This window comes from Pseudomonas sp. 01L34 (assembly GCF_056400265.1).
This window is the reverse complement of record NZ_JBFTSX010000002.1, coordinates 336,163-361,410: the sequence shown is the minus strand read 5'-3', so window position 1 is coordinate 361,410 and position 25,248 is coordinate 336,163. Positions and strand designations below refer to the sequence as shown.

General features: G+C 61.5%; 22 protein-coding genes and 2 riboswitches. Of the genes, 14 read left to right on the top strand and 8 right to left on the bottom strand.

What is annotated here, in order from left to right:
- Positions 1-20: 20 nt before the first annotated feature.
- The 4 genes from cobM to AC1DQM_RS06045 all read right to left on the bottom strand — a co-directional run bounded on the left by cobM (position 21) and on the right by AC1DQM_RS06045 (position 2,179).
- Positions 21-767 carry a precorrin-4 C(11)-methyltransferase gene (gene cobM, locus AC1DQM_RS06060; protein ID WP_064617085.1) on the bottom strand — a complete coding sequence of 249 codons (747 nt, stop codon included), beginning with the start codon at positions 765-767 and terminating at the stop codon, positions 21-23.
- 82 nt (positions 768-849) lie between these two features.
- Positions 850-1,263, bottom strand: coding sequence for a cobalamin biosynthesis protein (locus AC1DQM_RS06055; protein ID WP_064617086.1), 414 nt, complete (start codon positions 1,261-1,263; stop codon positions 850-852).
- Entirely contained in the window at positions 1,260-1,964 is a 705-nt protein-coding gene (locus AC1DQM_RS06050; protein ID WP_111454625.1) for a CbtA family protein, read from the bottom strand. The genes AC1DQM_RS06055 and AC1DQM_RS06050 overlap by 4 nt, the downstream gene beginning before the upstream one ends.
- Before the next feature lie 11 nt (positions 1,965-1,975).
- On the bottom strand, positions 1,976-2,179 hold the full coding sequence (locus tag AC1DQM_RS06045) for a CbtB domain-containing protein (RefSeq protein WP_018927647.1): 204 nt from the start codon (positions 2,177-2,179) through the stop codon (positions 1,976-1,978).
- 122 nt (positions 2,180-2,301) lie between these two features.
- A riboswitch (cobalamin riboswitch) is annotated at positions 2,302-2,529 on the bottom strand.
- A 256-nt stretch (positions 2,530-2,785) separates the two neighbouring features.
- A riboswitch (cobalamin riboswitch) is annotated at positions 2,786-2,998 on the top strand.
- Positions 2,999-3,100: 102 nt separating this feature from the next.
- Here AC1DQM_RS06045 and cobW point away from each other — a divergent pair.
- The 5 genes from cobW to AC1DQM_RS06020 all read left to right on the top strand — a co-directional run bounded on the left by cobW (position 3,101) and on the right by AC1DQM_RS06020 (position 11,525).
- Entirely contained in the window at positions 3,101-4,168 is a 1,068-nt protein-coding gene (cobW, locus tag AC1DQM_RS06040; RefSeq protein WP_026286539.1) for a cobalamin biosynthesis protein CobW, read from the top strand.
- A 3-nt stretch (positions 4,169-4,171) separates the two neighbouring features.
- Positions 4,172-7,945, top strand: a complete 3,774-nt coding sequence (cobN, locus tag AC1DQM_RS06035) for a cobaltochelatase subunit CobN (protein ID WP_477745887.1) — start codon at positions 4,172-4,174, stop codon at positions 7,943-7,945.
- Positions 7,946-8,129: 184 nt separating this feature from the next.
- Positions 8,130-9,137: a magnesium chelatase ATPase subunit I gene (locus tag AC1DQM_RS06030; RefSeq protein WP_138867273.1), complete on the top strand. Its 1,008-nt coding sequence runs from the start codon at positions 8,130-8,132 to the stop codon at positions 9,135-9,137.
- Between the two features lie 119 nt (positions 9,138-9,256).
- Positions 9,257-9,802 (top strand): vWA domain-containing protein, encoded by a 546-nt coding sequence (locus tag AC1DQM_RS06025; protein ID WP_138867274.1) that lies wholly within the window; start codon positions 9,257-9,259, stop codon positions 9,800-9,802.
- 76 nt (positions 9,803-9,878) lie between these two features.
- Positions 9,879-11,525: a phospholipase D-like domain-containing protein gene (locus AC1DQM_RS06020; protein WP_138867275.1), complete on the top strand. Its 1,647-nt coding sequence runs from the start codon at positions 9,879-9,881 to the stop codon at positions 11,523-11,525.
- Positions 11,526-11,588: 63 nt separating this feature from the next.
- Here AC1DQM_RS06020 and AC1DQM_RS06015 read toward each other — a convergent pair whose 3' ends face one another.
- Positions 11,589-12,044 carry a thioredoxin family protein gene (locus tag AC1DQM_RS06015; RefSeq protein WP_086946285.1) on the bottom strand — a complete coding sequence of 152 codons (456 nt, stop codon included), beginning with the start codon at positions 12,042-12,044 and terminating at the stop codon, positions 11,589-11,591.
- A gap of 340 nt (positions 12,045-12,384) precedes the next feature.
- Between AC1DQM_RS06015 and AC1DQM_RS06010 the strand changes: the two genes are divergently transcribed.
- The 8 genes from AC1DQM_RS06010 (at position 12,385) to AC1DQM_RS05975 (ending at position 18,920) form a co-directional block, all read left to right on the top strand.
- Positions 12,385-13,233 (top strand): transporter substrate-binding domain-containing protein, encoded by an 849-nt coding sequence (locus AC1DQM_RS06010; protein ID WP_018927654.1) that lies wholly within the window; start codon positions 12,385-12,387, stop codon positions 13,231-13,233.
- A gap of 52 nt (positions 13,234-13,285) precedes the next feature.
- Positions 13,286-13,948: an amino acid ABC transporter permease gene (locus tag AC1DQM_RS06005; protein WP_018927655.1), complete on the top strand. Its 663-nt coding sequence runs from the start codon at positions 13,286-13,288 to the stop codon at positions 13,946-13,948.
- 8 nt (positions 13,949-13,956) lie between these two features.
- On the top strand, positions 13,957-14,619 hold the full coding sequence (locus AC1DQM_RS06000; RefSeq protein ID WP_018927656.1) for an amino acid ABC transporter permease: 663 nt from the start codon (positions 13,957-13,959) through the stop codon (positions 14,617-14,619).
- Positions 14,616-15,407: an amino acid ABC transporter ATP-binding protein gene (locus AC1DQM_RS05995; protein ID WP_018927657.1), complete on the top strand. Its 792-nt coding sequence runs from the start codon at positions 14,616-14,618 to the stop codon at positions 15,405-15,407. Before AC1DQM_RS06000 ends, AC1DQM_RS05995 begins: the two co-directional genes overlap by 4 nt.
- A 30-nt stretch (positions 15,408-15,437) precedes the next feature.
- Complete coding sequence (locus AC1DQM_RS05990) at positions 15,438-15,827, top strand: RidA family protein (RefSeq protein WP_138867276.1); 390 nt, start codon at positions 15,438-15,440, stop codon at positions 15,825-15,827.
- Positions 15,828-15,951: 124 nt separating this feature from the next.
- Positions 15,952-16,716 carry an IclR family transcriptional regulator gene (locus AC1DQM_RS05985; RefSeq protein WP_138867277.1) on the top strand — a complete coding sequence of 255 codons (765 nt, stop codon included), beginning with the start codon at positions 15,952-15,954 and terminating at the stop codon, positions 16,714-16,716.
- A 37-nt stretch (positions 16,717-16,753) separates the two neighbouring features.
- Positions 16,754-17,971 carry an amino acid deaminase gene (locus AC1DQM_RS05980; RefSeq protein ID WP_138867278.1) on the top strand — a complete coding sequence of 406 codons (1,218 nt, stop codon included), beginning with the start codon at positions 16,754-16,756 and terminating at the stop codon, positions 17,969-17,971.
- 13 nt (positions 17,972-17,984) lie between these two features.
- The gene (locus AC1DQM_RS05975; RefSeq protein WP_138867279.1) at positions 17,985-18,920 is read left to right on the top strand and encodes a sugar kinase; all 936 of its coding nucleotides are present in this window, start codon (positions 17,985-17,987) and stop codon (positions 18,918-18,920) included.
- Positions 18,921-18,985: 65 nt separating this feature from the next.
- On the opposite strand, the gene AC1DQM_RS05970 is transcribed toward AC1DQM_RS05975, so the two are convergent.
- Complete coding sequence (locus AC1DQM_RS05970; protein WP_007933743.1) at positions 18,986-19,261, bottom strand: peptidylprolyl isomerase; 276 nt, start codon at positions 19,259-19,261, stop codon at positions 18,986-18,988.
- 66 nt (positions 19,262-19,327) lie between these two features.
- Entirely contained in the window at positions 19,328-21,865 is a 2,538-nt protein-coding gene (locus AC1DQM_RS05965; protein ID WP_138867280.1) for a PAS domain-containing hybrid sensor histidine kinase/response regulator, read from the bottom strand.
- Positions 21,866-21,984: 119 nt separating this feature from the next.
- Between AC1DQM_RS05965 and AC1DQM_RS05960 the strand changes: the two genes are divergently transcribed.
- Positions 21,985-23,094 (top strand): PilT/PilU family type 4a pilus ATPase, encoded by a 1,110-nt coding sequence (locus tag AC1DQM_RS05960; RefSeq protein ID WP_111454631.1) that lies wholly within the window; start codon positions 21,985-21,987, stop codon positions 23,092-23,094.
- A gap of 60 nt (positions 23,095-23,154) precedes the next feature.
- On the opposite strand, the gene AC1DQM_RS05955 is transcribed toward AC1DQM_RS05960, so the two are convergent.
- Entirely contained in the window at positions 23,155-25,110 is a 1,956-nt protein-coding gene (locus AC1DQM_RS05955; RefSeq protein ID WP_138867281.1) for an acetoacetate--CoA ligase, read from the bottom strand.
- Positions 25,111-25,248 lie beyond the last annotated feature (138 nt).

The following is a 25,248-nucleotide window of genomic DNA, read 5'->3' as shown; positions in this document are numbered from 1 at the left end:
GCTCCCTCGCCACAAGTGCTTCAGGGTCTGTAGAGGTGAGCATGCCCCGCGCGATACAGCGACGATTCACTGAAGTGATCGCTGCCCAGCACTCGACCCACCAGAATCAGCGCCGTTCGGCGAAAACCCTTGGCTTGTACCTTCTGCGCAATGTCCGCAAGCGTTCCCACCACCCAATCCTGATCCGGCCAGGTCGCCCGGTGAATCACCGCGATCGGGCAGTCGGCGCCGTAGTGCGGCAGCAATTGGGCAAGGATCTTCTCTAGATGATTGACCCCCAGATGGATCGCCATGGTCGCCCCGTGTTGCGCCAGGCTGCCCAGTTCTTCGCCAGCGGGCATGGCGGTCTTGTCGGCGTAACGGGTCAGAATCACGCTCTGTGACACGTCCGGCAGGGTCAGTTCGGCCCCCAAAAGGGCCGCGCAGGCGGCGGTGGCGGTGACGCCGGGAATGATTTCGAAAGGGATGTCGAGTTCACGCAAGTAGCGAATCTGCTCGCCGATCGCGCCGTACAGACTCGGGTCGCCGGAATGCACCCGGGCCACGTCCTGGCCGTTGGCGTGGGCGGTCTTGATCAGCTCGACGATCTGTTCCAGATGCAGTTCGGCGCTGTTGACCACCTGTTCGGCCCGGTGGCCTTCCAGCACGGCGGCGGGGACCAGGGAGCCGGCATATATGATGACCGGGCAGCTACGAATCAGCCGCTGGCCTTTGACGGTGATCAGTTCCGGGTCGCCGGGGCCGGCGCCAATGAAGTAGACGGTCATCGTCGTTTCCTGTCAGAAATAGGGCCTGGGCATGCTTCAGATGAAGAATGCTCATGATCGAAGGCGAGGATTATCGGGGATTTTACGCGGCGCTGGCCAATGCCAGGGTGGCCTGGGCGTATTTTTGTCGTGGAATCAGCAACTTTGCCGGTGCCTGGGCCAATTGTTCGGCCAGGGCCAACGCAGCGCTTTCCGCCACGCCGTAGCAACCGGTGCGTTCAAACGCGATGTCCGAGTGGTGGCTCAGTTGTGCTTGATAGGTCGCCAATTGTTCGCTGCTGAAGTACATCAGCGGCAATGCCAGTTGTTCGGCCAGTTCGATCAGGCCAGGTTCATCGCGCTTGAGGTCGATGCTGGCCAGGGCCTTGATCTCACGAAGCTCGATTTGATGGGCCTGTAACGCCTGATCGAGCAGCGCCCGCAGCGTGCTGACGGGGCAGCCGCGCTGGCAGCCCAGGCCGACCACCAGGGTCGGCACTGTGCCGTTTTCAGTCATGCGCTGTAATGGCCATCGCTTTTGCGGCGGAACAACCAGGCGCTGATCAGGCCCAGGGCCAGCCAGAACGCCACGTTGGTCAACTGCGAAGCGATTTTGAATTGTGCTTCCAGGGCTTCCGGCGCCAGCATCGAATGGACTTCCGGTTGTGGTGCGCCAATCACATGCGGCACGGCCAGGATCGCCACGCCGAGAACTTTCATCAGCCAGTGACGGCTGAACACGATCAACGCGATGCCGACGGCCGTGGACGCGGCAGTGCCGATCCACCAGATTTGCCGTTGCGCCAGATCAGCCGCGGCAGTGCCCGGCAGCTCAGGCGGCAGGCCGAGAGTCGGAGCCAGTACGAACGTCGCATAACCGGCCAGGCCCCAGAGCAGGCCCTGAGAGGTTTTGGTCGGTGCGCGCAGGGTGTAAAGACCGGCGAGCATCAGGGCGAAACCGACGGCTACCACCAGGTTGCCGCCGGTAGTGGACAGCACGCGCTGCCAGCCGTCTTCCGGTTCCCAGGCTTCGGCATCGTGGGTATGAGCGACTGCGCCCGCGGCGTGCTCGTGGATTTCAACAGCAGCCGGCTCGGATTTTTCGTAGGTCTCGGCCTGCAAAATCAGCGGGGAGACCCAGAAGCTTTGCAGCAGGGTCAATAGCAGGGCGGCCAGCAGCCCGGTGAAACCTGCGGTTTGCGCAATACGCTTGATCATCTCAGCAGGTCTCAATGGCACGGAAAGGCGGAGCTGTGACGGGTATCGTGCGCGGCGTTGTGCACCGCTTCGATGTGCGAGAAACCGGCGAAATACACAAGGCTGGCGCCAAGGATCGACGCACACACGGCGGCGGTCAGGCGTTGAGTCAGGGTCGTGGTGGTGCTGGCGATGCTCTTGTCGGTATTGCTGGCGGTGCTGCTGATGATCGTCATGGCGCTTCCCTCTGGTCTGTCAGCGGGTGAATAGAGCGCATGAAAATCTCCGCACGCCAAGGGCTCGCAGAGATTTCGAACAGCGCCCGCCCACCGCGGGTTTGTTATTCAGTGAACGTAAAAGTCACTTTGTGTTGCGGGCCGGTCTCCGGGCTCGCGAGGGGCTGGGCTTGCGCCTGGACCTGCAAGCATCACCTTCCCATGCCATATGACCGGCACAGTGGATCTGACGCTTCACTCGCTTACCGTTGCGGGGGCAGCACCGGACTGACATGGCTTTAGAGTAAAGCACATGATTCACCGGTTTCCCGTTTCACCCTGTGAAGGGCACCCGTAACAAGGCGTGTAGGAGAGCATGGGCGAGGGCGGGGAGTCAATTGGCAGGGGGTCTCACTAACACCCAATACCTGTGGCGAGGGAGCTTGCTCCCGCTCGAGCGCGTAGCGGTCGCATCGGATTCATGCGGTCTGTCTGTAAGATTTGCAGTGCATGGTTTCACGGCTGCTTCGCAGCCGAACGGGAGCAAGCTCCCTCGCCACAGGCAAGCCCCCTCGCCACAGGTGATCGTATTCGCCGACAAGACATTGACCCGCCCCCACACGATGCGTAGCCTTGCGCTTTCGAGGTTCTTCGGCGTCTGTCGAAGCTAAGAAGGGAACGCGGTCGATGCCGCGGCTGCCCCCGCAACTGTGAACGGTGATGTTCGCTGCCACGCCACTGCAAACCCTGTGCAACGGGTTCGCGGGAAGGCGCAGCGAATGCCGGGCCAACGCCCGGCGCACCGTCAGCCAGGAGACCTGCCTCGACACAGATTCTCACTTTCAACCGGGCGGGGTGATCCGGTGGCGAACTCTTCAGGCACGCGTGCCCGCGTTGCCGGTTGTCGTCCCGTATGCCCGCCACCTTGCCAAAGGGCATCCGATGAAAACACTGGCCAAACTCCCCGTCACCATCGTTACCGGCTTCCTCGGTTCGGGCAAAACCACCTTGCTGCGGCACATGCTCGACAACGCCCAGGGCCGTCGCATCGCGGTGATCGTCAACGAGTTCGGCGAGCTGGGCATCGACGGCGAGATCCTCAAGCAGTGCTCAATCGGCTGCACCGAAGAAGAGGCCAGCGGCCGCGTCTACGAGTTGGCCAACGGCTGCCTGTGCTGCACCGTTCAGGAGGAATTCTTCCCGGTGATGCGCGAGTTGGTTGCTCGCCGCGGCGACCTCGACCACATCCTCATCGAAACCTCGGGCCTGGCCCTGCCAAAGCCTTTGGTTCAAGCCTTCCAGTGGCCGGAAATCCGCAGCGCCTGCACCGTTGACGCGGTGATCACCGTGGTCGACAGCCCGGCCGTCGCTGCCGGCACTTTCGCTGCATTCCCGGATCAAGTGGACGCCCAGCGCAAACTCGACCCGAACCTGGACCACGAATCGCCGCTGCACGAACTGTTCGCCGACCAACTGGCCAGCGCCGACCTGGTGATTCTCAACAAGGCCGACCTGATCAGCGCCGCAGACCTTGCCCGCGTGCGCCTGGAAGTCGCCGAAGAGCTGCCACCGGCGGTGAAAGTCATCGAAGCCAGCAGCGGTCGCTTGCCGCTGGACGTGCTGATCGGCCTCGGCGCCGGTTCCGAAGAACACATCGACAGCCGCCACAGCCATCACGATCATCACCATGAAGGTGAAGACGACCACGATCACGACCATGACGCGTTCGACTCCATCTCGATCGAGCTGCCACAAGCCGACGAAAGCCTGCTGATGGACGCGCTGACGCAACTGGTGGTGCAGCACGGTATTCTGCGGGTCAAGGGTTTCGCGGCGGTGCCGAACAAGCCGATGCGCCTGCTGATTCAGGGCGTGGGCACGCGTTTCGACAAGCACTTCGACCGTCAGTGGGGCGCCGAGGAAGCGCGCACCACCCGTCTGGTGTTGATCGGTCAGGCGCTGGACGCCGTTCAACTCGAAGCGCAATTGCGCGCTGCGCTCAGCGTTTAACCCATGCACCTGCTCAGGACCCAGCCCGGCGGTTTCGTGTCGGATGACAACATTGCCGACCTTGGACAAACCCCCGCCGAGCTGGTGATCCTGTGCAGCGGCGATTCCAGTCTGGCGTTGCTCGCCGAGGCGGCGCAGCAGCTGCCCGACGATTACCCGAGCCTGCGCCTGGCCAACCCGATGCAGGTGCAGAATCACGCCTCGGTCGATCTTTATGTCGACGAAGTGCTGCGCCACGCCAAGGTGATTCTGATCTCGCTGCACGGCGGCATCGCCTATTGGCGTTACGGCATCGAGCGTCTGGTGGAATTGTCCCAGCGCGGTGTGCAGTTGATTCTGGTGCCGGGTGACGATCGCCCGGACCCGGAACTCAGCGATCTGAGCACCGTGGCCCCCGAAGACCGCGACCGGCTCTGGCACTTCCTGCGTCAGGGCGGCATGGCCAATGCGCTCGACCTGTTTCGCTGCCTTGCCAGTCGTTGGCTGGGTCGTGATTATCCATGGTCCGAGCCGCAAACCCTGCCACGCACCGCGATCTACCACCCGCAAAAAAGCCCCGCGCACCTTCAGGATTGGCAAGCCGATTGGCAGGCCGATCAGCCGGTGGCGGCGGTGCTGTTTTACCGCTCGCACTTGCAGGCGGCGAACACCGGTTTCATCGATATTTTCTGCCAGCGTTTGCAGGCGGCAGGGCTCAACCCGTTGCCGATTGCGCTGGCCAGTCTGAAAGAGCCAGGCTGCCTGGCGGTGGTCGAGGACTGGCTGGATGAAGTTGAGGCGGGGGTGATTCTGAACACCACCGGTTTCGCCCAGTCCAGCCCTGAAGCGCCGCATCTGCGGCCGTTTCGTCGCAACATCCCGGTGATTCAGGCGATCTGCGCCCAGGACAACGAGCCCGGTTGGCGTGCCAGCGAGCAAGGCCTCGGTCCCCGTGACTTGGCGATGCACATCGCGCTGCCGGAGCTGGACGGGCGAATCATCAGTCGGCCGATCAGCTTCAAGGATCTGGCGTGGCGCAGCGAGCGCAGTCAGTCCGATGTGGTTTGCTATCGACCACAACCGGAACGCATGGATTTTGTCGCTGAACTGGCGCGGTGCTGGATCGATCTGGCGCGGCTGCCCAACAGCGAAAAACGCATCGCCCTGATCCTCGCCAACTACCCGACTCGCGATGGACGCATCGGTAATGGCGTCGGTCTCGACACCCCGGCCGCTGCGCTGAACATCCTGCGTGCCCTGTACGCCGAAGGTTATCCGTTGCCGGCCGAGTTGCCGGACAGCGGCACCGCGCTGATCCAGCAACTGCTTGGTGGTGTCAGCAATGATCTGGACACTATCGATCAACGTCCGTGCCAGCAAAGCCTGGCGCTGGATCATTACTTTTTGATGTTCAACGCACTGCCCGAAGCCAATCGCGAGGCGGTGCTGCAACGTTGGGGCACGCCCGAAAGCGATCCGATGTTCCGTGGCGGGCGAATGATGATTGCCGGGTTGCGCTTCGGCCTGACTTTCGTCGGCATTCAACCGGCCCGGGGGTATCAGGTTGACCCGAGCGCGGTCTATCACGACCCGGACCTGGTGCCGCCCCACGGTTATCTGGCGTTCTACTTCTGGTTGCGCAACACCTACGGCGCCCACGGCGTGATCCATGTCGGCAAGCACGGTAACCTCGAATGGCTGCCGGGCAAGGGCGTCGGGTTATCTGAAAACTGCTGGCCCGACGCGCTGCTCGGACCGCTGCCGAACATCTATCCGTTCATCGTCAACGACCCGGGCGAGGGTGCCCAGGCCAAGCGCCGTACGCAAGCGGTGATCATCGATCACCTGATGCCACCGCTGACCCGCGCCGAAACCTACGGCCCGCTGCGCAACCTTGAGTTGTTGGCTGACGAATATTACGAAGCGCAGTTGCTCGATCCGCGCCGCGCCCGGGAACTGCAACGCGACATTCTGCAACTGGTGCGCGACACGCACATTGATCGCGAACTGCAGCTGGACGAGAAGCTCGACAGCGATGCCGACGCGGCGATCTGGTTGCCGCGCCTGGACACTTACCTGTGTGACTTGAAGGAATCGCAGATCCGCGATGGCCTGCACGTGTTTGGCGAGTCGCCGACCGGGCGATTGCGCATCGACACTTTATTGGCCTTGCTGCGCATTCCTCGCGGTGACGGTCGTGGCGCGCAATCGAGCGTGCTGCGGGCGCTGGCCAAGGCGTTCGAATTGGGCTTCGATCCACTGGATTGCGTGTTGGCCGAGCCCTGGAACGGTCCTCGGCCGGATGCCTTGCAGGCGGTCAGTGATGAGCTGTGGCGCACGGCGGGGGACACCCGTGAGCGTCTGGAACTGTTCGCCGAGCAGTTGATCGAGCAAGCCTTGAGCGCTGAAATTGCTCCGTTGAACCAGCGAGGCTGGTCCGACGTGAGCGCGATCATCGACAGTTTGCGCGAGGTCGTCGCCCCGCGCCTGGACGCCTGCGGCCCGGCGGAAATGCGCGGCCTGCTGGACGCCCTCAGCGGGCGATTCGTCCCGGCCGGGCCGAGTGGTGCGCCCAGCCGTGGACGGCTGGACGTGTTGCCCACCGGGCGCAATTTCTATTCGGTGGACGTGCGCAACCTGCCGACCACCACGGCGTGGCGCATCGGTTTTCAATCCGCGAACCTGATTCTTGAACGGCACTTGCAGGATCACGGCGATCACTTGCGTCAGCTCGGCCTGTCGGTCTGGGGCACCGCGACCATGCGCACCGGCGGCGACGACATTGCCCAGGCCATGGCCTTGATGGGTGTGCGGCCGGTGTGGGCGACGGGCAGTCAGCGGGTCGACGACTTCGAGATTCTGCCGTTGAGCCTGCTGGACCGGCCGCGGGTGGACGTGACCTTGCGCGTCTCCGGATTCTTCCGCGATGCCTTTGCCAACCTGATCAGGCTGTTCGACGCCGCCGTGCAAGCGGTCGCCGCGCTGGATGAACCGGACGATCTCAACCCGTTGGCAGCCAAGGTTCGTGCCGAGCGCGAAGCGCTGCTGACGTCCGGTCTGGATGAAGAAGCGGCCAGGCGACAGGCCGGCTGGCGGATCTTCGGGGCCAAACCGGGTGCTTACGGTGCCGGCGTGCAAGGTGCCATCGACGGTCGTTTGTGGCAGAGCCGCGAAGACCTGGCCGAGGTTTACCTGAACTGGGGCGGCTACGCTTACGGCGGCTCCGATGAAGGCACCGCCGCACGCGAGCAGTTCGCCCAGCGTCTGAGCCAGGTGCAGGCCGTGCTGCAAAATCAGGACAACCGCGAGCACGACTTGCTCGATTCCAACGACTATTACCAGTTCCAGGGCGGCATGTTGGCGGCCGTCGAAAGCCTCGGCGGCGCAGCGGCGGCGAGTTATCACGGCGACCACAGTCAGCCGGACTTGCCGAAGATCCGCACATTGAAGGAAGAGCTGAACCGGGTGATCCGTTCCCGGGCGGCCAATCCGAAATGGATCGACGGGATCAAGCGTCATGGCTATAAAGGCGCGTTCGAACTGGCGGCGACGGTCGATAACCTGTTTGCGTTCGACGCCACCACGCAGTTGATCGACGATCACCAGTATGCGTTGCTGGCGGACGCCTATTTGCTTGATCCGGCGACCCGGGAGTTTGTTCGCGAACACAATCCCCACGCCTTGCGCGACATGACCGAGCGCCTGCTCGAAGCGCAGCAACGGGGGATGTGGCAGGAGCCGGGTGAATACCGCGAGGCGCTGGAGAATTTGTTGCTGGACATAGAAGAAGACAGTTAGCCGGTGAGCAAAGGAAATTTGTGGCGAGGGAGCTTGCTCCCGTTGGGCTGCGCAGCAGCCCCAAAACAAAAAACCAGGCTCTGTCAGGCACACCGCATTTTCAGGTTTTACGACTGCTACGCAGCCCAACGGGAGCAAGCTCCCTCGCCACAGAGTAATCACCGACCATGACCGAGATTTGAACATGACCGACACCGCCCATTTCCCGCTCTCCGCCGTGGTCGGCGCCGATGACTTGAAGCTCGCCCTGTACCTGACCGCCATCGACCCGAAAATCGGTGGTGTGCTGATCGAAGGCCCGCGCGGCATGGCCAAGTCGACCCTGGCCCGAGGCCTGGCGGACCTGCTGGCCAGCGGTCAATTCGTTACCTTGCCCCTGGGCGCCACTGAAGAACGGCTGGTCGGCACCCTCGATCTCGACGCGGCCTTGAGCGAAGGGCGCGCACAGTTTTCTCCGGGTGTATTGGCCAAGGCCGACGGCGGCGTGCTCTACGTCGATGAAGTGAACTTGCTGCCCGATCACCTCGTGGACCTGCTGCTCGACGTGGCCGCCAGCGGCACCAACCTGATCGAGCGCGACGGGATTTCCCATCGGCATTCGGCGAAGTTTGTGCTGATCGGCACCATGAACCCGGAAGAGGGCGAACTGCGCCCACAACTGCTCGACCGCTTTGGCCTGAACGTCGCCCTCAGTGGCCATACCGCACCCGCCGAGCGCGGCCAGATCATCCGTCGTCGACTGGATTTCGACAGCGATCCGCAAGGGTTCTGCGCCGAGTGGGAAAGTCAGCAACACGCCCTGCGCGAGCGTTGCCAGAAGGCGCGTGCGGCCTTGGCGAGTATCCCGCTCGACGATGCTGCACTGGCGCAGATCACCGAGCGCTGCTTTGCTGCCGGCGTCGATGGCTTGCGGGCCGATCTGGTCTGGCTGCGCGCGGCGCGGGCACATGCGGCCTGGCGCGGTGCGAACGCCATTGCCGAAGAGGATATCGACGCGGTCGCCGAATTTGCCTTGCGTCATCGTCGTCGGGAGCATTCGACCTCTGCGCCGCAAAACTCCCAAGCGCCACAGCAATCCCCTGCGCAAACCCCCAACCCGAACGAAGGTCAGGGCCAGTGGGGCGAAATGCCCGCCCAGGCGCTGCCGGTCGGTGCTCGACGTGAAGTGCCGAGCTGGCCAAAAAAGCCCTAGGCATTCGCCCTCGATCAGACGCGGGGGCGAATGCCAGACCCCGCGCAGGCCGGCTGGATCACGGTAAACAGGGCAAGCGTCACGCCGCCCGTAGCGGATCGGTCAACTGGCCCGGCACCTTGCTCAATGGCCGACCGCGTCAACGCGATGACCTATTGTTCCATCTGCGGACCCGCACCCCGCATGAACTGTGGCTGGTGATCGTCGATGCCTCGGCTTCGACCCGGCGCCATCAGGCGTTGAGCGATGCCAAGGGCTTGCTGGCGCAACTGTTCGACGATGCCTATCGCCAGCGCGCACGCCTGGCTTTGCTGACCGCCAGCGGTCACTTGCCGAAGTGGCAGGTGCAGGGGTTGAAAGCTTCTGCGGGCTTACGCGATTGGCTCGAGGGATTGGGCGCCGGCGGCGGGACGCCGATGCTGGCGGCGCTGGGCGAGGCGGGGCACTGGCTGGTGGCACGGCAAAAGCGTTTTCAGGCCGAACAGCAGCGGCTGTTGCTAGTGACGGATGGACGGTTGAAGGAATGGTCGACATTGCCGGAGCTGGATTGTCCGGGGTTGCTGATCGACATCGAGCGCGGGCCGATTCGGCTCGGGCGGGCAAAGGTGTTGGCAGCGCAGTTACAGGTTGATTATCGACATATCGATGAGCTGATTTCAGGTTGAGTTTTGTGCTGACAGTGCTGGCCCCATCGCATCGCTGCCCTATGCTCTGTAAGCAAACCCATCACAGGAGTGACCCATGCGCGTTCTAGCCCGCAACGATCAGGACGATTTCCGCGTCAAAGCCTACGCTGGCACCAACGGTGTGCTGCTGGCCATCGACCTGGCCGAACCCCGCCGCAAAGGCCTGTTGGGGTTTGCCATCGAAAAACAGCAAGGTGACAAACCCTGGTTGTTTCTGTTCAACAGCCTGACCTTCCCCGGCAAGGATCATACATTCCCTCAGTTTCACGCCACCCCCAGCGATGCCGCGCCTTTGCAGAAATTTCGCTGGGCCGATTACGCGGTCAATCCGGGTGTGACGATCCATTATCGGGTTCACCTGGCCTATGGCACTGCCGATACGCCACAGTTGGGTGAAAGCCTGGAAGTGACGGTCACCACGGACAATGGCCTGCCCAAGGGGCAGAACGTGATATTCAACCGAGCAGTGGCTGCCAGTCAGGCGTTCCAGCGCAAATTCGCCGACCTCGATGCGCTGCTCAGCGTCAACAAGACACTGCCCATCGAAGAATGGCCCGATGCGCCGCGGCAATGGCTGGAAAATGGTCTGCTCGCACGCCTGCTCGGGTTTATCGAACGTGCCGTGGATGGCCAGTGGGCGCTGGACATCGCGATCTATGAATACCAGCTGCAGGCGATCGTCGATGCGGTGAACGCCGCCTTCGAGCGTGGCGTAAAGGTTCGGGTCCTGTATCACGCCCAACCTGGCGAAGACACCACGGCGCTGAACGAAGCCAGCCTGGAAAAAATCCCGGCGGCGAACAAACGCGGGCGAGTCACCCACAATATCTTTCACGATAAGTTCATGGTCCTGAGCCGGCTCGATGCGGCGGGGCAGCATCAGCCCGAAGCGGTACTCTGCGGCAGTACCAACTTCACTGCCAACGGCGTCTACCGTCAGGCCAACGTCGTGCATGTGCTGGACGACGCTCGGATCGGCGCCACTTACCTGCAAACCTTCGAGCAGGTCTGGGCCACACCGACGGACGTCGGCGCCACGCGGGACTGGCTCACGGAACACAATCCGATGCAGCCTGACCAGCCGCTGTTCGCCGGTTTTTCACCGCGCTCGGGCGAGGGCGACTTGAGTGAGTTCATCAAGATCATCAACGCCGCCAAAAAAGACCTGCTGTTTGTCACCGCATTCACCTTGCCGGACAAAATACTCAACGCGCTGCTCGGCCAACCCCACGACGACATCTTGCGTTACGGCCTGCAAAACACGGTCAGCAACATCACCGGTTTCCATGCCGACCGCACCGCCGAATTCGCCGCCACCGCGCTGCTCAACACCGGCCTGGAGGGCTGGCTCAAGGAAAACATGAAAGGCCAGAAGGGCAACCTGCTGGTGCACACCAAAGCCATCGTCGTCGACTTCACCAGCGATTCACCGACCATCATCAGCGGCAGCCACAACCTCAGTGACGCGGCCAGCAACGGCAATGACGAAAACTACCTGATCATCCGTGGCGACACCGACCTGGCCGATCGTTACGGGCTGGAACTGCTGCGCTTCTACGAACATTACCGGTTCCGCTACTTCGCAAAGAAACTGCAACTCAAGCAGGTCCGGCCGTTGGCGGCGGATGACAGCTGGACCGATGACTATTACCGCGAGGGCGACCTGCGGATGTTGTCGCGGCTGCGTTTTTCCGGACGATAAACACACCGGCGGGCACTTTTTGTAGCAGCTGCCGAGCAGCGCAAGGCTGCTGCTACAGGTCAGTTATTTGCCCATTGCATTACTCATCAAACGTGCATTCAACCGCTCCCGTGCCCGAGGCGCAGTGCATAAAGTGCTGAGGGTTCTCTGCAACCACGGCAAGTCGTGGCGGGGTTTGTGGGCAATCTGTTTGGGCCTGAGCTTGCCGATGTGCTTTTTGAAATGTTCTTCCAGGGTTTCCGGGGTGCCTATGCCCTTGAGCTTCGTCAGCAGCTTCCCCTCCTCGTAGAACAGCAAAGTGGGTGTGCCTTTGACTTCCGGATGCCGAGGGGACTTGCTCGTATCCAGCATATAGATGCACGCATGATCTTTGTACTTCTCGGCAATGGCCCGGAAAACCGGTCCGGCCCATTCGCAGGCGGGACAGTGGTCGTTGCCGAAATACAGAATCACCGGGCGCCAAGTGTTGAGCGCTTTGCGGTAGGCCGGATCCAATGACTGGGTGGACATCGAACTCATTGAAATCTCCTTTTCAAAGACTATCGAAGGCCCTTTGACGTTAAAGGAGGCGAGCGGGTGGGTCTACTGTCAGAAATTACAGGTGTGCTCTGCTTCTTTTTGACCTGCAATGCACCGCAATGTGACTCAACCACACACAGCCTGTAGCCAACGGTAGCGTTCAGCCAGCTGTCTTTTCGTAACACTTTCTTCGCGCCTGTGCGCATCCATTTGATTCAAAACACTTTTCAAATCCTCCGAGATTCTGGCCACATCCTGTGGCACACTTTCTGCTGTCTATTCCGTTGTTACATACCAAGTTCCGGTATAGCGGAATAAACACAGCCCTGGAGTGCTTGCCATGCATCGTCGACTTTCCTTGTTTAAAGCGTGTGTTTTCGTACTCGCGGCTTCGGCCGCTGCCGTGGGTGTCGCTCAAGCGGCAGACAGCAAGCTCGACAGCGTGCTGGCCCGTGGGAAATTGATCGTGGGCACGGGCAGTACCAACGCGCCGTGGCACTTCCAGGGAGCCGACGGCAAGTTGCAGGGTTTTGATATCGATATCGCGCGGATGGTGGCCAAGGGGTTGTTCAACGACCCGAGCAAGGTCGAGTTCGTGGTGCAGTCGTCCGATGCGCGGATTCCGAACCTGCTGACCGACAAGGTCGATATGAGTTGCCAGTTCATCACCGTGACCGCCAGCCGGGCCCAACAGGTCGCGTTCACGCTGCCGTACTACCGTGAAGGTGTTGGCCTGTTGCTGCCGGCCAACAGCAAGTACAAGGAAATCGAAGACCTCAGGGCCGCCGCCGACGGCGTGACCGTGGCGGTGCTGCAGAACGTGTACGCCGAAGAACTGGTGCATCAGGCGCTGCCCAAGGCCAAGGTCGATCAGTACGACAGCGTGGATCTGATGTATCAGGCGGTGAACTCCGGCCGTGCCGACGCGGCGGCCACCGATCAGTCGTCGGTGAAATACCTGATGGTGCAGAACCCAGGCCGTTATCGCAGCCCGACCTACGCCTGGAGCCCGCAGACCTACGCCTGTGCGGTCAAACGCGGCGATCAGGATTGGCTGAACTTCGTCAACACCGTGCTGCATGAAGGCATGACCGGCGTTGAATTCCCGACTTACGCGGCATCGTTCAAGCAGTGGTTCGGTGTCGACCTGCCTACACCTGCAATCGGTTTCCCAGTCGAATTCAAATGATCCCGTGAGAGCGGGGCGGTGATACATCGCCCCGCTCAAGGTACTGCTGACCATGAACTATCAGTTGAATTTTGCCGCCGTGTGGCGCGACTTCGACACCTTGCTGGCGGGGCTCGGTCTGGGTCTTGAGCTGGCGCTGGTGTCGATCGCCATCGGCTGCGTGATCGGCCTGCTGATGGCGTTTGCTTTGCTGTCGAAGCACCGCGCATTGCGGGGGCTGGCGTCGGTGTATGTGACGGTGATCCGTAATACGCCGATTCTGGTGTTGATTCTGTTGATCTACTTCGCGTTGCCGAGTCTGGGCATTCGTCTGGACAAGATCCCCTCGTTCATCATCACCCTGTCGCTGTATGCCGGGGCGTACCTGACTGAAGTGTTTCGTGGCGGGCTGTTGAGCATTCCCAAGGGGCTACGTGAAGCCGGGTTGGCGATCGGCTTGGGCGAGTGGCAGGTCAAGGCGTACATCACCGTGCCGGTGATGCTGCGCAATGTGCTGCCGGCGCTGTCGAACAACTTCATTTCGCTGTTCAAGGACACCTCGCTGGCGGCGGCGATTGCCGTGCCGGAGCTGACCTATTACGCGCGCAAGATCAATGTCGAGAGCTACCGGGTGATCGAAACCTGGCTGGTGACCACAGCGCTCTATGTTGCGGCCTGTTACCTCATTGCCATGATGCTGCGTTACCTCGAGCAGCGTCTGGCGATTCGCCGTTAGGAGGCCCCATGTACGAATCCCCCAGTTGGTTGCATGAGTTATGGGTGGCCCGGGATGTCCTGTGGCAGGGCTTCCTGACAAGTGTGCAGTGCTCGGGCCTGGCAATTTTGCTGGGTACGCTGGTTGGCATCGTCGCCGGCCTGGTACTCACCTACGGCACGTTCTGGATGCGCGCGCCGTTCCGGTTCTACGTCGACATCATTCGCGGCACGCCGGTGTTTGTATTGGTACTGGCCTGCTTTTACATGGCGCCGGCACTGGGCTGGCAAATCAGCGCCTTCGGGGCAGGCACTTTGGGCCTGACGCTGTTTTGCGGTTCCCATGTCGCCGAGATCGTGCGCGGTGCGTTGCAAGCGCTGCCCAGCGGTCAGATGGAAGCGAGCAAGGCCATCGGCCTGACGTTTTACCAGGCGCTGGGTTATGTGTTGTTGCCCCAGGCGTTGCGGCAGATCTTGCCGACCTGGGTCAACTCGTCCACCGAGATCGTCAAGGCGTCGACCTTGTTGTCGGTGATCGGCGTCGCCGAGCTGCTGCTCAGTACTCAACAGATCATCGCCCGGACCTTCATGACCCTGGAGTTTTACCTGTTCGCCGGATTGCTGTTTTTCGTCATCAACTACGCCATCGAATTACTCGGCCGGCACATTGAAAAGCGGGTGGCCTTGCCATGACACAAGCTCAAGTTTCGACCCAGAATCAGGCGCTGCTGGACATCCGCGGCCTGCACAAACAATACGGCCCGCTCGAAGTGCTCAAGGGTGTCGACCTGACTATGCAGCGCGGCAATGTGGTCACGTTGATCGGCTCCAGCGGCTCGGGCAAGACCACGCTGCTGCGCTGCGTGAACATGCTCGAAGAGTTCCAGGGCGGGCAGATTCTGCTCGACGGTGAATCCATCGGCTATGACGAGGTCAACGGCAAGCGCGTGCGCCACCCGGAAAAAGTCATCGCCCGCCATCGCGCCATGACCGGCATGGCCTTCCAGCAATTCAATCTGTTCCCGCACCTCACTGCGTTGCAGAACGTCACCCTCGGTTTGCTCAAGGTAAAAAAGTTGCACAAGGACGAGGCGGTAGCGCTGGCGGAGAAATGGCTGGAGCGGGTCGGCCTGCTGGAGCGCCGCGATCATTACCCCGGTCAGTTGTCCGGTGGTCAGCAACAGCGCGTGGCGATTGCCCGGGCGATTGCGATGAACCCGAGTTTGATGCTGTTCGATGAAGTCACCTCGGCCCTCGATCCGGAACTGGTGGGCGAAGTGCTGAACGTGATCAAGGGCCTGGCCGAGGATGGCATGACCATGTTGCTGGTGACCCACGAAATGCGTTTTGCCTTCGAGGTCTCGGACAAGATCGTGTTCATGAATCAGGGGCGGATCGAAGAGCAGGGGCCGCCCAAGGAACTGTTCGAGCGCCCGCAGTCGCCGCGACTGGCGGAATTTCTCAAGAGCACCCGCTTTTAAGCCTTCACTTTTTAATCAGGAGAAACACCCATGAGCATTACTCGTTACGGCACCGGCAGCACCGCCGGTGGCGGCCAGCCCCGTCCTTTTGCCCGCGCCGTCGAAGCCGATGGCTGGCTGCACGTGTCCGGCCAAGTGCCGGCGGTGGATGGTGAAATCATCGTGGGCGGGATTGTCGAGCAGACTCACCAAACCATGAAAAACCTGATCGCGATTCTGGAAGAGGCCGGTTACGGGCTTGAAGACGTGGTGCGCACGGGCGTGTGGCTGGAAGACCCGCGGGACTTCTGGAGTTTCAACAAGGTGTTTTCCGAGTACTTCAAAAGCGAACACGCCCCGGCCCGGGCCTGCGTGCAGGCGAACATGATGGTCGATTGCAAGGTCGAGATTGATTGCATCGCGTACAAGAAAAAGGTCTGAACCGCAGTGAATTCTTCGCGGGCAAGCCTCGCTCCTACAAACGGCGAAATCCTGTAGGAGCGAGGCTTGCCCGCGAAGGCGGCCTTCTGGGTAAACTCCCGGCACTTTGAATGGGACCACTGAAATGACCGAAGACACCATCAAGCGCCGGGCTCGCGGTCTGGACCGGGCGTTCGACATCCTCGACTTCCTCAAGGAAATCGGCCAGCCCCTGCGCCCGAACGAAATCGCCAGCGGCATCGGCAGCCCGAAATCCACGATCTATGAACTGGTAGCGTCCTTATTGGAGCGGCGCATCCTCGAACCCGTGGGCAAGGAAGGTCACGTTTACCTCGGTCGTCAGCTGTACTTCCTCGGGCAGGCGCATTTGCGTCATTTCGACCTGTCCCGCGAGGCCGATCACGCCTTGCAGGAAATCGTCAGCCAGACCCGCGAAACCGCGCAGATGTGTCTGCTCAACGGGCGCAAATACACCGTGGCATTGATGAAAGAGGGGGAGCGGCATTTCCGCATTTCCTCGGACATCGGCGAAAACGCGCCGATCCCCTGGACCGCTTCCGGGCGCCTGCTGCTGGCGCACCTGAGCGATCAGCAAATTGTCGATTTGATCGACCCCGACGACTTCATCCTGCCCGACGGCAAACGCCTGCCACTGGAGCAGTTTCTTGAGGAAATCCGCCAGGCCGCCATCGACGGATTCTTTTCCTTCGACAGCGTCGCCGACACCTTTACCCATTGCTTCGCCGCCCCGGTCAAAGACCCGAGCGGCGTGGCCATCGCGACCCTGTGCATCGTCGCCCCACGGGCCGATGCGAAGAACAATTACAACGACTATCGCCGGGTGCTGATCGACAGCGCCAACAGCCTCGCCCGGCGTATCAACGAATAACAGCGGCTGCCTGCGGCCGTGTGTGAGGAGATCGACCATGTCTACTGCCATCAATACCGCCGCCGTGGAAAAGGGCGCTGCCCAGACCGGCGCCAACCTGGTGCGGGACGTCAGTCTGCCGGCGCTGGTGCTGCACCGCGACGCGCTGGAACACAACATTCGCTGGATGCAGGACTTCGTCAGCCACAGCGGCGCGGAACTGGCACCTCACGGTAAAACCAGCATGACCCCGGCGCTGTTTCGTCGCCAACTGGACGCCGGTGCCTGGGGCATCACCCTGGCCAGCGCCACGCAAACCCGCGCGGCTTACGCCCATGGCGTGCGCCGGGTGCTGATGGCCAATCAACTGGTTGGCACGCCGAACATGGCACTGATCGCCGACCTGCTGGCTGACCCGACTTTCGATTTCTATTGCATGGTCGATCACCCGGATAACGTCGCCGACCTCGGCGCGTTTTTCGCCTCGCGGGGCGTGCGCCTGAACGTGATGATCGAGTACGGAGTGGTCGGCGGTCGTTGCGGTTGCCGCACCGAAGCCGAAGTGCTGGCACTGGCCAAGGCTATCAACGCTCAACCGGCGTTGGCGCTGACCGGCATCGAGGGCTATGAAGGGGTGATTCACGGTGATCATGCGGTGAGCGGCATCCGCGAGTTCGCCGCCTCCCTGGTGCGTCTGGCGGTGCAACTGCAGGACAGCGGCGCGTTCGCGATTGTCAAGCCGATCATCACTGCGTCGGGGTCGGCCTGGTACGACCTGATCGCCGAGTCGTTCGAAGCGCAGAATGCCGGCGGGCGTTTCCTCAGCGTGCTGCGCCCCGGCAGTTACGTGGCCCACGACCATGGCATCTACAAAGAAGCGCAATGTTGCGTGCTCGACCGTCGCAGCGACCTGCACGAAGGTTTGCGCCCGGCGCTGGAAGTCTGGGCGCATGTGCAGTCGTTGCCCGAACCGGGTTTTGCGGTGATCGCCCTGGGCAAGCGCGACGTGGCCTACGACGCCGGTTTGCCGGTGCCGTTGCTGCGTTACAAGGCCGGCGTGGTGCCGGCGACCGGCGATGATGTGAGTGCCTGCAAGGTGACGGCGGTGATGGACCAGCACGCATTCATGACCGTGGCGCCGGGAGTTGAGTTGCGGGTGGGCGATATCATTTCGTTCGGGACTTCGCACCCGTGTTTGACGTTCGACAAGTGGCGTATCGGGTGTCTGGTGGATGAGCAGCTGAATGTCATCGAAACCATGGAAACCTGTTTCTAAGAGCCCCCACAACATGAACAACATCAGCCCTCTGGGCCCCAACATCCCGCGCATCGCCCTGATCGGCGAGTGCATGATCGAACTGCAGCAGCGCGCCGACGGCTCCCTGCAACAAAGCTTCGGCGGCGATACCCTGAACACCGCGGTCTATCTGGCCCGTGAACTGGGCGATGGCGGCATGGTGGATTACGTCACTGCCCTGGGTGACGACAGTTTCAGTGATGCGATGTGCCAGAGCTGGGCCAGCGAACACATCGGCCTGGGCATGGTCCAGCGTTTGCCCGGTCGCTTGCCCGGTCTGTATTGCATCCAGACCGACGCGGCCGGCGAGCGGCGTTTTCTCTACTGGCGCAATGAAGCGGCCGTGCGCGATTGCTTTACCACCCCGGCGGCCGCGCCGATCCTGGCAGCGCTGCCGGATTACGACGTGCTGTATTTCAGCGGCATCACCCTGGCGGTGCTCGGTGAACAGGGCCGGGAGAAACTGCTGGACACCCTGATCGAAGCCCGACAGCGGGATGCGCGGATCGTGTTCGACAACAATTATCGACCACGCCTATGGGCTTCGGTCGAGGACGCACGAGCGGCTTATCGCGAAGTGTTGCCCTATGTCGACCTGGCGTTGCTGACGGTTGATGACGAGCAGGCGCTGTTCCAGTTTTCCGATTGCGCGGCGGTGTTTGCCGCTTACGAGCAGATGGGCACGCCCGAAGTGGTGCTCAAGCGCGGTGCCGAGGCGTGTCTGATTCGCTGTGACGGCGAGTCGTTCGAAGTGCCGGCGCAAGTGGTCGAACGGGTGGTGGACACCACGGCGGCGGGAGATTCGTTCAGCGCGGCGTATCTGGCTTGCCGCCTCAAGGGTGGGAGCCCGGTCGAGGCTGCTGAAGCGGGGCATCGCTTGGCGAGTCGGGTGATTCAAGTGCCGGGGGCACTGATCCCCAAAGATTGAAATGCAATCTTTGGGGATGCTGTGATTTTTTTGGCAAGCCTCACCCTGTACATCGAGCCAATCGATCAGTCCCGGTAAAACACCTGCACCAGGTGATACCCGAACTTGCTCTTGATCGGCCCATGCACCACTCGCAGCGGTTTTTTGAAGATCACCGCATCGATTGCCCCGACCATTTGCCCGGGCCGCACTTCGCCAAGATCGCCACCGCGTTTGCCGGACGGGCAGGTGGAGTATTTCTTGGCCAGCACATCGAAGGCTTCGCCCTTGGCGATGCGTTGTTTGAGCTGCTCGGCTTCTTCCGAGGTTTTCACCAGAATATGGCGGGCTTGGGCTTTCATGGGCAGTACCTTGCAACGGTGGTGGCTATGTTGGTGCCAGCGTGGGGCGCGCGATTATGCCTCAACTCAGCCGGCTTGGCCGATCATCGTGCGAATCTTGTTGGCCAACAGGTCCATGGAAAAGGGTTTGGCCACCATGTCCATGCCCGCCTCCAGGAAACCCTGGCGTTCGGCGGCTTTCTCGGCATAACCGGTAATAAACAGCACTTTGAGTTCCGGGCGGTGCTGACGTGCGATTTCCGCCAGTTGCCGACCGTTCATGCCCGGCAGCCCGACGTCGGTCACCAGCAGATCGACCCGCAGGTCGGACTCCAGCAACGGCAGGGCGCTATTGGCATCTTCGGCTTCATGGGCGTGGTAACCCAACTCTTTGAGCAGGTCGAGCACCAGCATGCGCACCGCCGGATCGTCTTCCACCAACACCACGGTTTCACCGGCAACCGCTGGCGGTGCTTCGCCGGTGGCCGGCAGCTGAGCGTGTTCCGGCAGGGCGACGTGCAACCGTGGCAAATACAGGCGAACGCTGGTGCCCTGGCCCGGCCGGCTGTGCAGGCTGACGTGCCCGCCCGACTGCTGGGCGAAACCATAGATCATCGACAACCCAAGGCCGGTGCCCTGGCCGATGGGTTTGGTGGTGAAGAACGGATCGAAGGCCTTGGCCAGTACTGATGGGGTCATGCCGGCACCGTTGTCGCTGACGGCAATCATCAGGTAATCCCCGGCCCTGACTGGCTCCAGCGGAGTGACGTCGCTGCCGTCGAGGTGAACATTGGCGGTTTCGATCAACAACTCACCGCCATCGGGCATCGCATCCCGGGCGTTGATCACGAGGTTGAGCAAGGCGTTTTCCAGTTGGCTGACATCGGTACTGACCGGCCAGACCTCATCGGCCAGCTTCAGTTTGAGCTCGATGTGATCGCCCTTGGTCCGGCTGAGCAAGTCTTCCAGGGAATGCACCAGCTGGTTGGCGTCCAGTGGCCTGCGATCCAGTGACTGACGCCTTGAGAATGCCAGCAACCGATGGGTCAGGGCGGCGGCGCGATGGGCCGAGGACACCGCCGCTTCGGTGAAGCGACCGATCTCGGCCGCGCGCCCATCGGCGATGTAGCGCTGCATCAAATCGAGGCTGCCGATGATCCCGGTGAGCATGTTGTTGAAGTCATGGGCGATGCCGCCGGTGAGCTGGCCGACCGCTTCCATTTTCTGCGCATGCCGCAAGGCGTCTTCGGCACGCTCACGCTCGAACATCTCGTTCTGCAGTCGCTGGTTGGCTTCGGCCAGTTGTTGGGTGCGAGCGCTCACGCGTTCTTCCAGGGTTTCGTTGAGGTTGCGCAGCGCCTCTTCAGTCTGTTTGCGCTCGGTCTCGTCGATCACGAAGATGTAGAAACCATTCACCGCGCCGTCTGCGCCGTGGCGTGGCAGGTAGTTCATCAGGGCCTGGCGGGTGCTGCCATCGCGGTGATCGGCGCTGATGCTGAAACAACAGGTCTTGCCTTTCAGCGCCTCGGCGATGTATTCGGCGCGCAGGGCATAGGCTTCATCGCCGAGCACTTCACGAATGGTGCGGCCGTAAAGCTCCTGGGGCGTCAGGCCATACCATTCCAGATAGGCGGCATTGTTCAGGCGAAAGCGCTCTTCGCGGTCCACATAACTGATCAGGATCGGCATCGCGTTGATGATCAGTTGCAGCTCGGTCTGGCTTTGGCGCAAGGCCTGTTCGATGTGTTTGCGTTCGGTCAGGTCCAGCGCGGCGCCGAGAAAGCGGATCGGCCGGCCATGGTGGTCCTTGTAGCAACGACCCCGGGCAAACACCCAGCGCAACTGGCCATCGGCTTGCAGCAAGCGATATTCCTCGGCGTACTCGCTGCCATGGGTGATGCAGTGCTTGATGCTGCGGGCGATCATGGCGCGGTCTTCCGGGTGCACGCCGTGGAGGTATTCGCTGATCGGCAACTGGTTGGCCATGGCCGGATCGACGCCATGCAATTGCGCGAAGTGCGCATCGGCAATGAAACGGTCTTCGCCAATGTCCCAGTCCCAGGTGCCGACGGCATCGGTGGCGGCCAGTGCCAGTTGCAGGCGCTGCTCGGTTTCTTGCTGGGCCTTGAGGCTGGCGGCAGAGCGTTGTTCCAGTTCGAGGGCGATGCGGCGACGTTCGTTGGTTTCGATGGCCGTGACCAGAATCCCGGCAACCTCGGCGCTTTCGTTGCGAATGGGGCTGTAGGTCAAATCCAGCCAGAAGTCAGAATCCCGACCGTCGCGTTGCAAGGTGAAGCGCTGTTCGCTGTAGGTCCGCACCTGGCCCTGTAGGACGGCGCTGTAAATCGGGTCGGTAAAGTCTTTGAGTTCCGGCCAGATCTGGTGCGTCGGTTGTCCGAAAGCGTGAGGGTGTTTGCTGCCGGCGAGGAAGGCGAAGCCGTCGTTGTAGATCTGGGTGAGCTGCGGGCCCCACAGCAATAGCATCGGCATTGGCGAGTGGATCACGATGTCCACCGCGGTGCGCAGGCTCTGCGGCCAGTTTTCGGCGGCGCCCAGCGGGTTGTTTGTCCAGTCCAGTCGGGCAATCAAGGCCTGGGCATCGCTGGCGGTCGGTGGTGCGTTCATCTACATGTCCTGCGCATGAGTCAGTGTGGCGGCGTCTACTATCCTTGCAAGGCGGTAGACGCTGGATGACCCGCATGGGGTCATTTTTTTCATTGAATGCTTCGCGGGTGCTTTTTGCCATGGAAATCGATGCACTGTTGCAGATTCTGGCCAGCCGCCATGGCTCCGATCTTTACCTGTCCACGGGCGCGCCACCCAGCGCGAAATTTGACGGTGTGCTCAAAGCCCTGACCGATCAACCGTTCAAGCCGGGAGAAGTGGCGGCCATTGCCGCGTCCATCATGGACGCCGAACAACGCCTGGAGTTCGATCGGGACCTGGAAATGAACCTGGCGCTTTCCCTGGCCGGGGTCGGGCGTTTCCGGCTCAATATCTTCAAGCAGCGTAATGATGTGTCCATCGTGGCGCGCAACATCAAGCTCGACATTCCACGCTTCGAAGACCTTAACTTGCCACCGGTGCTGCTTGAAACCGTGATGCTCAAACAAGGGCTGATGCTGTTTGTCGGTTCGACCGGCTCGGGCAAGTCGACCTCGCTGGCAGCGCTGATCGATTACCGCAACCGCCACAGCAGCGGTCATATCATCACTATCGAAGACCCGGTCGAGTTTATCCATCGGCACAAGAAGTCGATCGTCAATCAGCGCGAGGTCGGCGTCGATACCCGCAGTTTCCACGCTGCGCTGAAAAACACGTTGCGCCAGGCACCGGACGTTGTGTTGATCGGCGAAATCCGTGACCGCGAGACTATGGAACATGCGCTGGCGTTTGCCGATACCGGTCATCTGGTGATTTCCACGTTGCATGCGCACAACGCCAATCAGGCGCTGGATCGGGTGATCAATTTCTTTCCTGAAGAGCGCCGGGGGCAGTTGCTCAACGACCTGGGCAACAACCTCAAGGCGTTTGTGTCCCAGCGTCTGGTGCGTACCCGCGACGGGCAGCGCCGGGCGGCGGTGGAGGTGATGCTGGGCACACCAACCATCGGTGACCTGATCCGGCGCAATGAGTTTGGCGAACTCAAGGGGATCATGGAGAAGTCTTCAGAGGTGGGGATGCAGACGTTTGACGGGGCGCTGTTCGCGCTGTTTGCCGAGGGCGCAATCGATGAGGCAGAGGCGTTGAAACATGCTGATTCGGTGAACAATCTGCGCTTGCGCCTGAAAATGCACGCCGAGGCCACGCCTGGCCCCCATACGCCGCCGGGCGAATGGGGGTTGATGGACTGAAGGGGCCGACGCTGATCAAAAATGTGGGAGCGGGCTTGCTCCCACAGTAGATCTACGGCGTCAGTCGTTCAGTTCGGGGCGGTTTCGAAATTGCTCCAGGGCTTCGGGGTTGGCCAGTGCATCGGTGTTCTTCACCTTCTGGCCATGCACCACGTTGCGCACCGCCAGTTCGACCACCTTGCCGCTGATGGTCCGCGGAATGTCCGTCACCGCGACAATCTTCGCCGGCACATGCCGTGGCGTGGTGTTGGCGCGGATGACCTGGCGGATCTGTTGTTGCAGCGTTTCGTCCAGCTCGACGCCTTCGCGCAAGCGCACGAACAGCACCACTCGCACGTCATCCTGCCATTGCTGACCGATGGCGACGCTGTCCAGCACCTGCGGGACTTTCTCCACCTGACGGTAGATTTCCGCCGTGCCGATGCGTACGCCGCCGGGGTTGAGCACTGCGTCGGAGCGGCCGTGGATCAGCATGCCACCGTGGGGCAGTTGCTCGGCGTAATCGCCCTGGGCCCAGACGCCGGGGAACAGGCTGAAATACGAAGCGCGCAGCTTTTCCTGTTGCGGGTCGTTCCACAAGCCGATGGGCATGGCCGGAAAATGCCGGGTGCACACCAGTTCGCCTTTTTCACCGATCACAGGCTTGCCATCGTCGTTCCACACTTCGACCGCCATGCCCAGGCTCTTGCATTGCATCTCACCACGGCGCACCGGCAGGACCGGGTTGCCAATCACAAAGCACGAAACGATATCGGTACCACCGGACATCGAAGACAGGCACAGGTCGGATTTGAACGTGCGGTAGACGTAATCGAAGCTTTGCGGCGACAGCGCCGAGCCGGTAGACAGGATGGTTCTCAGGCTGCTCAGGTCATGACTTTCGCACGGCTTCAAGCCATTGCTTTCCAGCGCTGTGAGGAATTTCGGGCTGGTGCCGAAGACATTGAGGCGTTCGTCGTCGATCAGGTCGATCAGGCGCTCCGGCCCTGGATGAAACGGCGAGCCGTCGTACAGCACCACGGCGCTGCCGACGGCCAGCGCCGAGACCAGCCAATTCCACATCATCCAGCCGCAGGTGGTGTAGTAGAACAAACGGTCACCGGCACTGAGGTCGGTGTGCAGGCCATGTTCCTTGACGTGTTGCAGCAGCACGCCGCCGGTGCCGTGCACAATGCACTTCGGTACGCCGGTGGTGCCGCTGGAGTAGAGGATGTACAGCGGATGGGCGAAAGGCACGGGAACGAATTGCGGCTCGCCGCCCGGGTCGTAAAAATCGTCCCACAGCGTCACGTTGGCCTGGCAGCGGAAATCCTCGATGCGCGCTTGAGAACGCGCATAAGGCACAACAATCAATTGCTGCAAGGACGGCAACTGTCCGAGGATTTCATTGACCTTGGTGGTCTGGTCGATCTCTTTGCCGGCGTAGCGGTAACCGGCGCAGGTGATCAGCACTTTCGGTTCGATCTGGCCGAAGCGATCGATCACCCCGTGGGTGCCGAAGTCCGGTGAAGAACAGGACCAGATTGCACCCAGGCTGGTGGTGGCGAGCATGGCCACCAGGGTTTGCCAGGTGTTCGGCATGCACGCTGCCACGCGGTCGCCGAGGCCGACACCGGCGGCTTTCAGGCTATTTTCAAAACCGGCGACGTGGCTTGCCAGTTCGGCCCAGGTCAGCTGTTCCCGTTGGCCGTTTTCACCGATGGCGACCACGGCCACGGCATCGTCACGACGGCGCAGCAGGTGTTCGGCGAAGTTCAAGGTAGCGCCGGGGAACCACTGGGCGCTGGGCATTTGCGAGCCTTCGATCAGCACCGCGTCTGGCTGATCGTGAAAACGGATGTCAAAGAAATCGACGATGGCCTGCCAGAAGGCTTCCCGCTGGTCGATGCTCCATTGGTGCAGGGCAGGGTAGTCGGCGATTCCAAGGGTGTGTCGCTGATTGACGAAACGCCGGAAGGCCTCCATGCGGGACTTGCCGATGCGCTCGGTGCCGGGTTGCCAGAGGATGTCGGACATGGCTTGGCCTCTTCTTGTTTATGCATAACACACAGGCTTTTGTGGCGAGGGCGCTTGCTCCCGCTGGATAGCGCAGCTGTCCCAAACCTATTTACGGCTGCTTCGCAGCCGAACGGGGGCAAGCCCCCTCGCCACAGA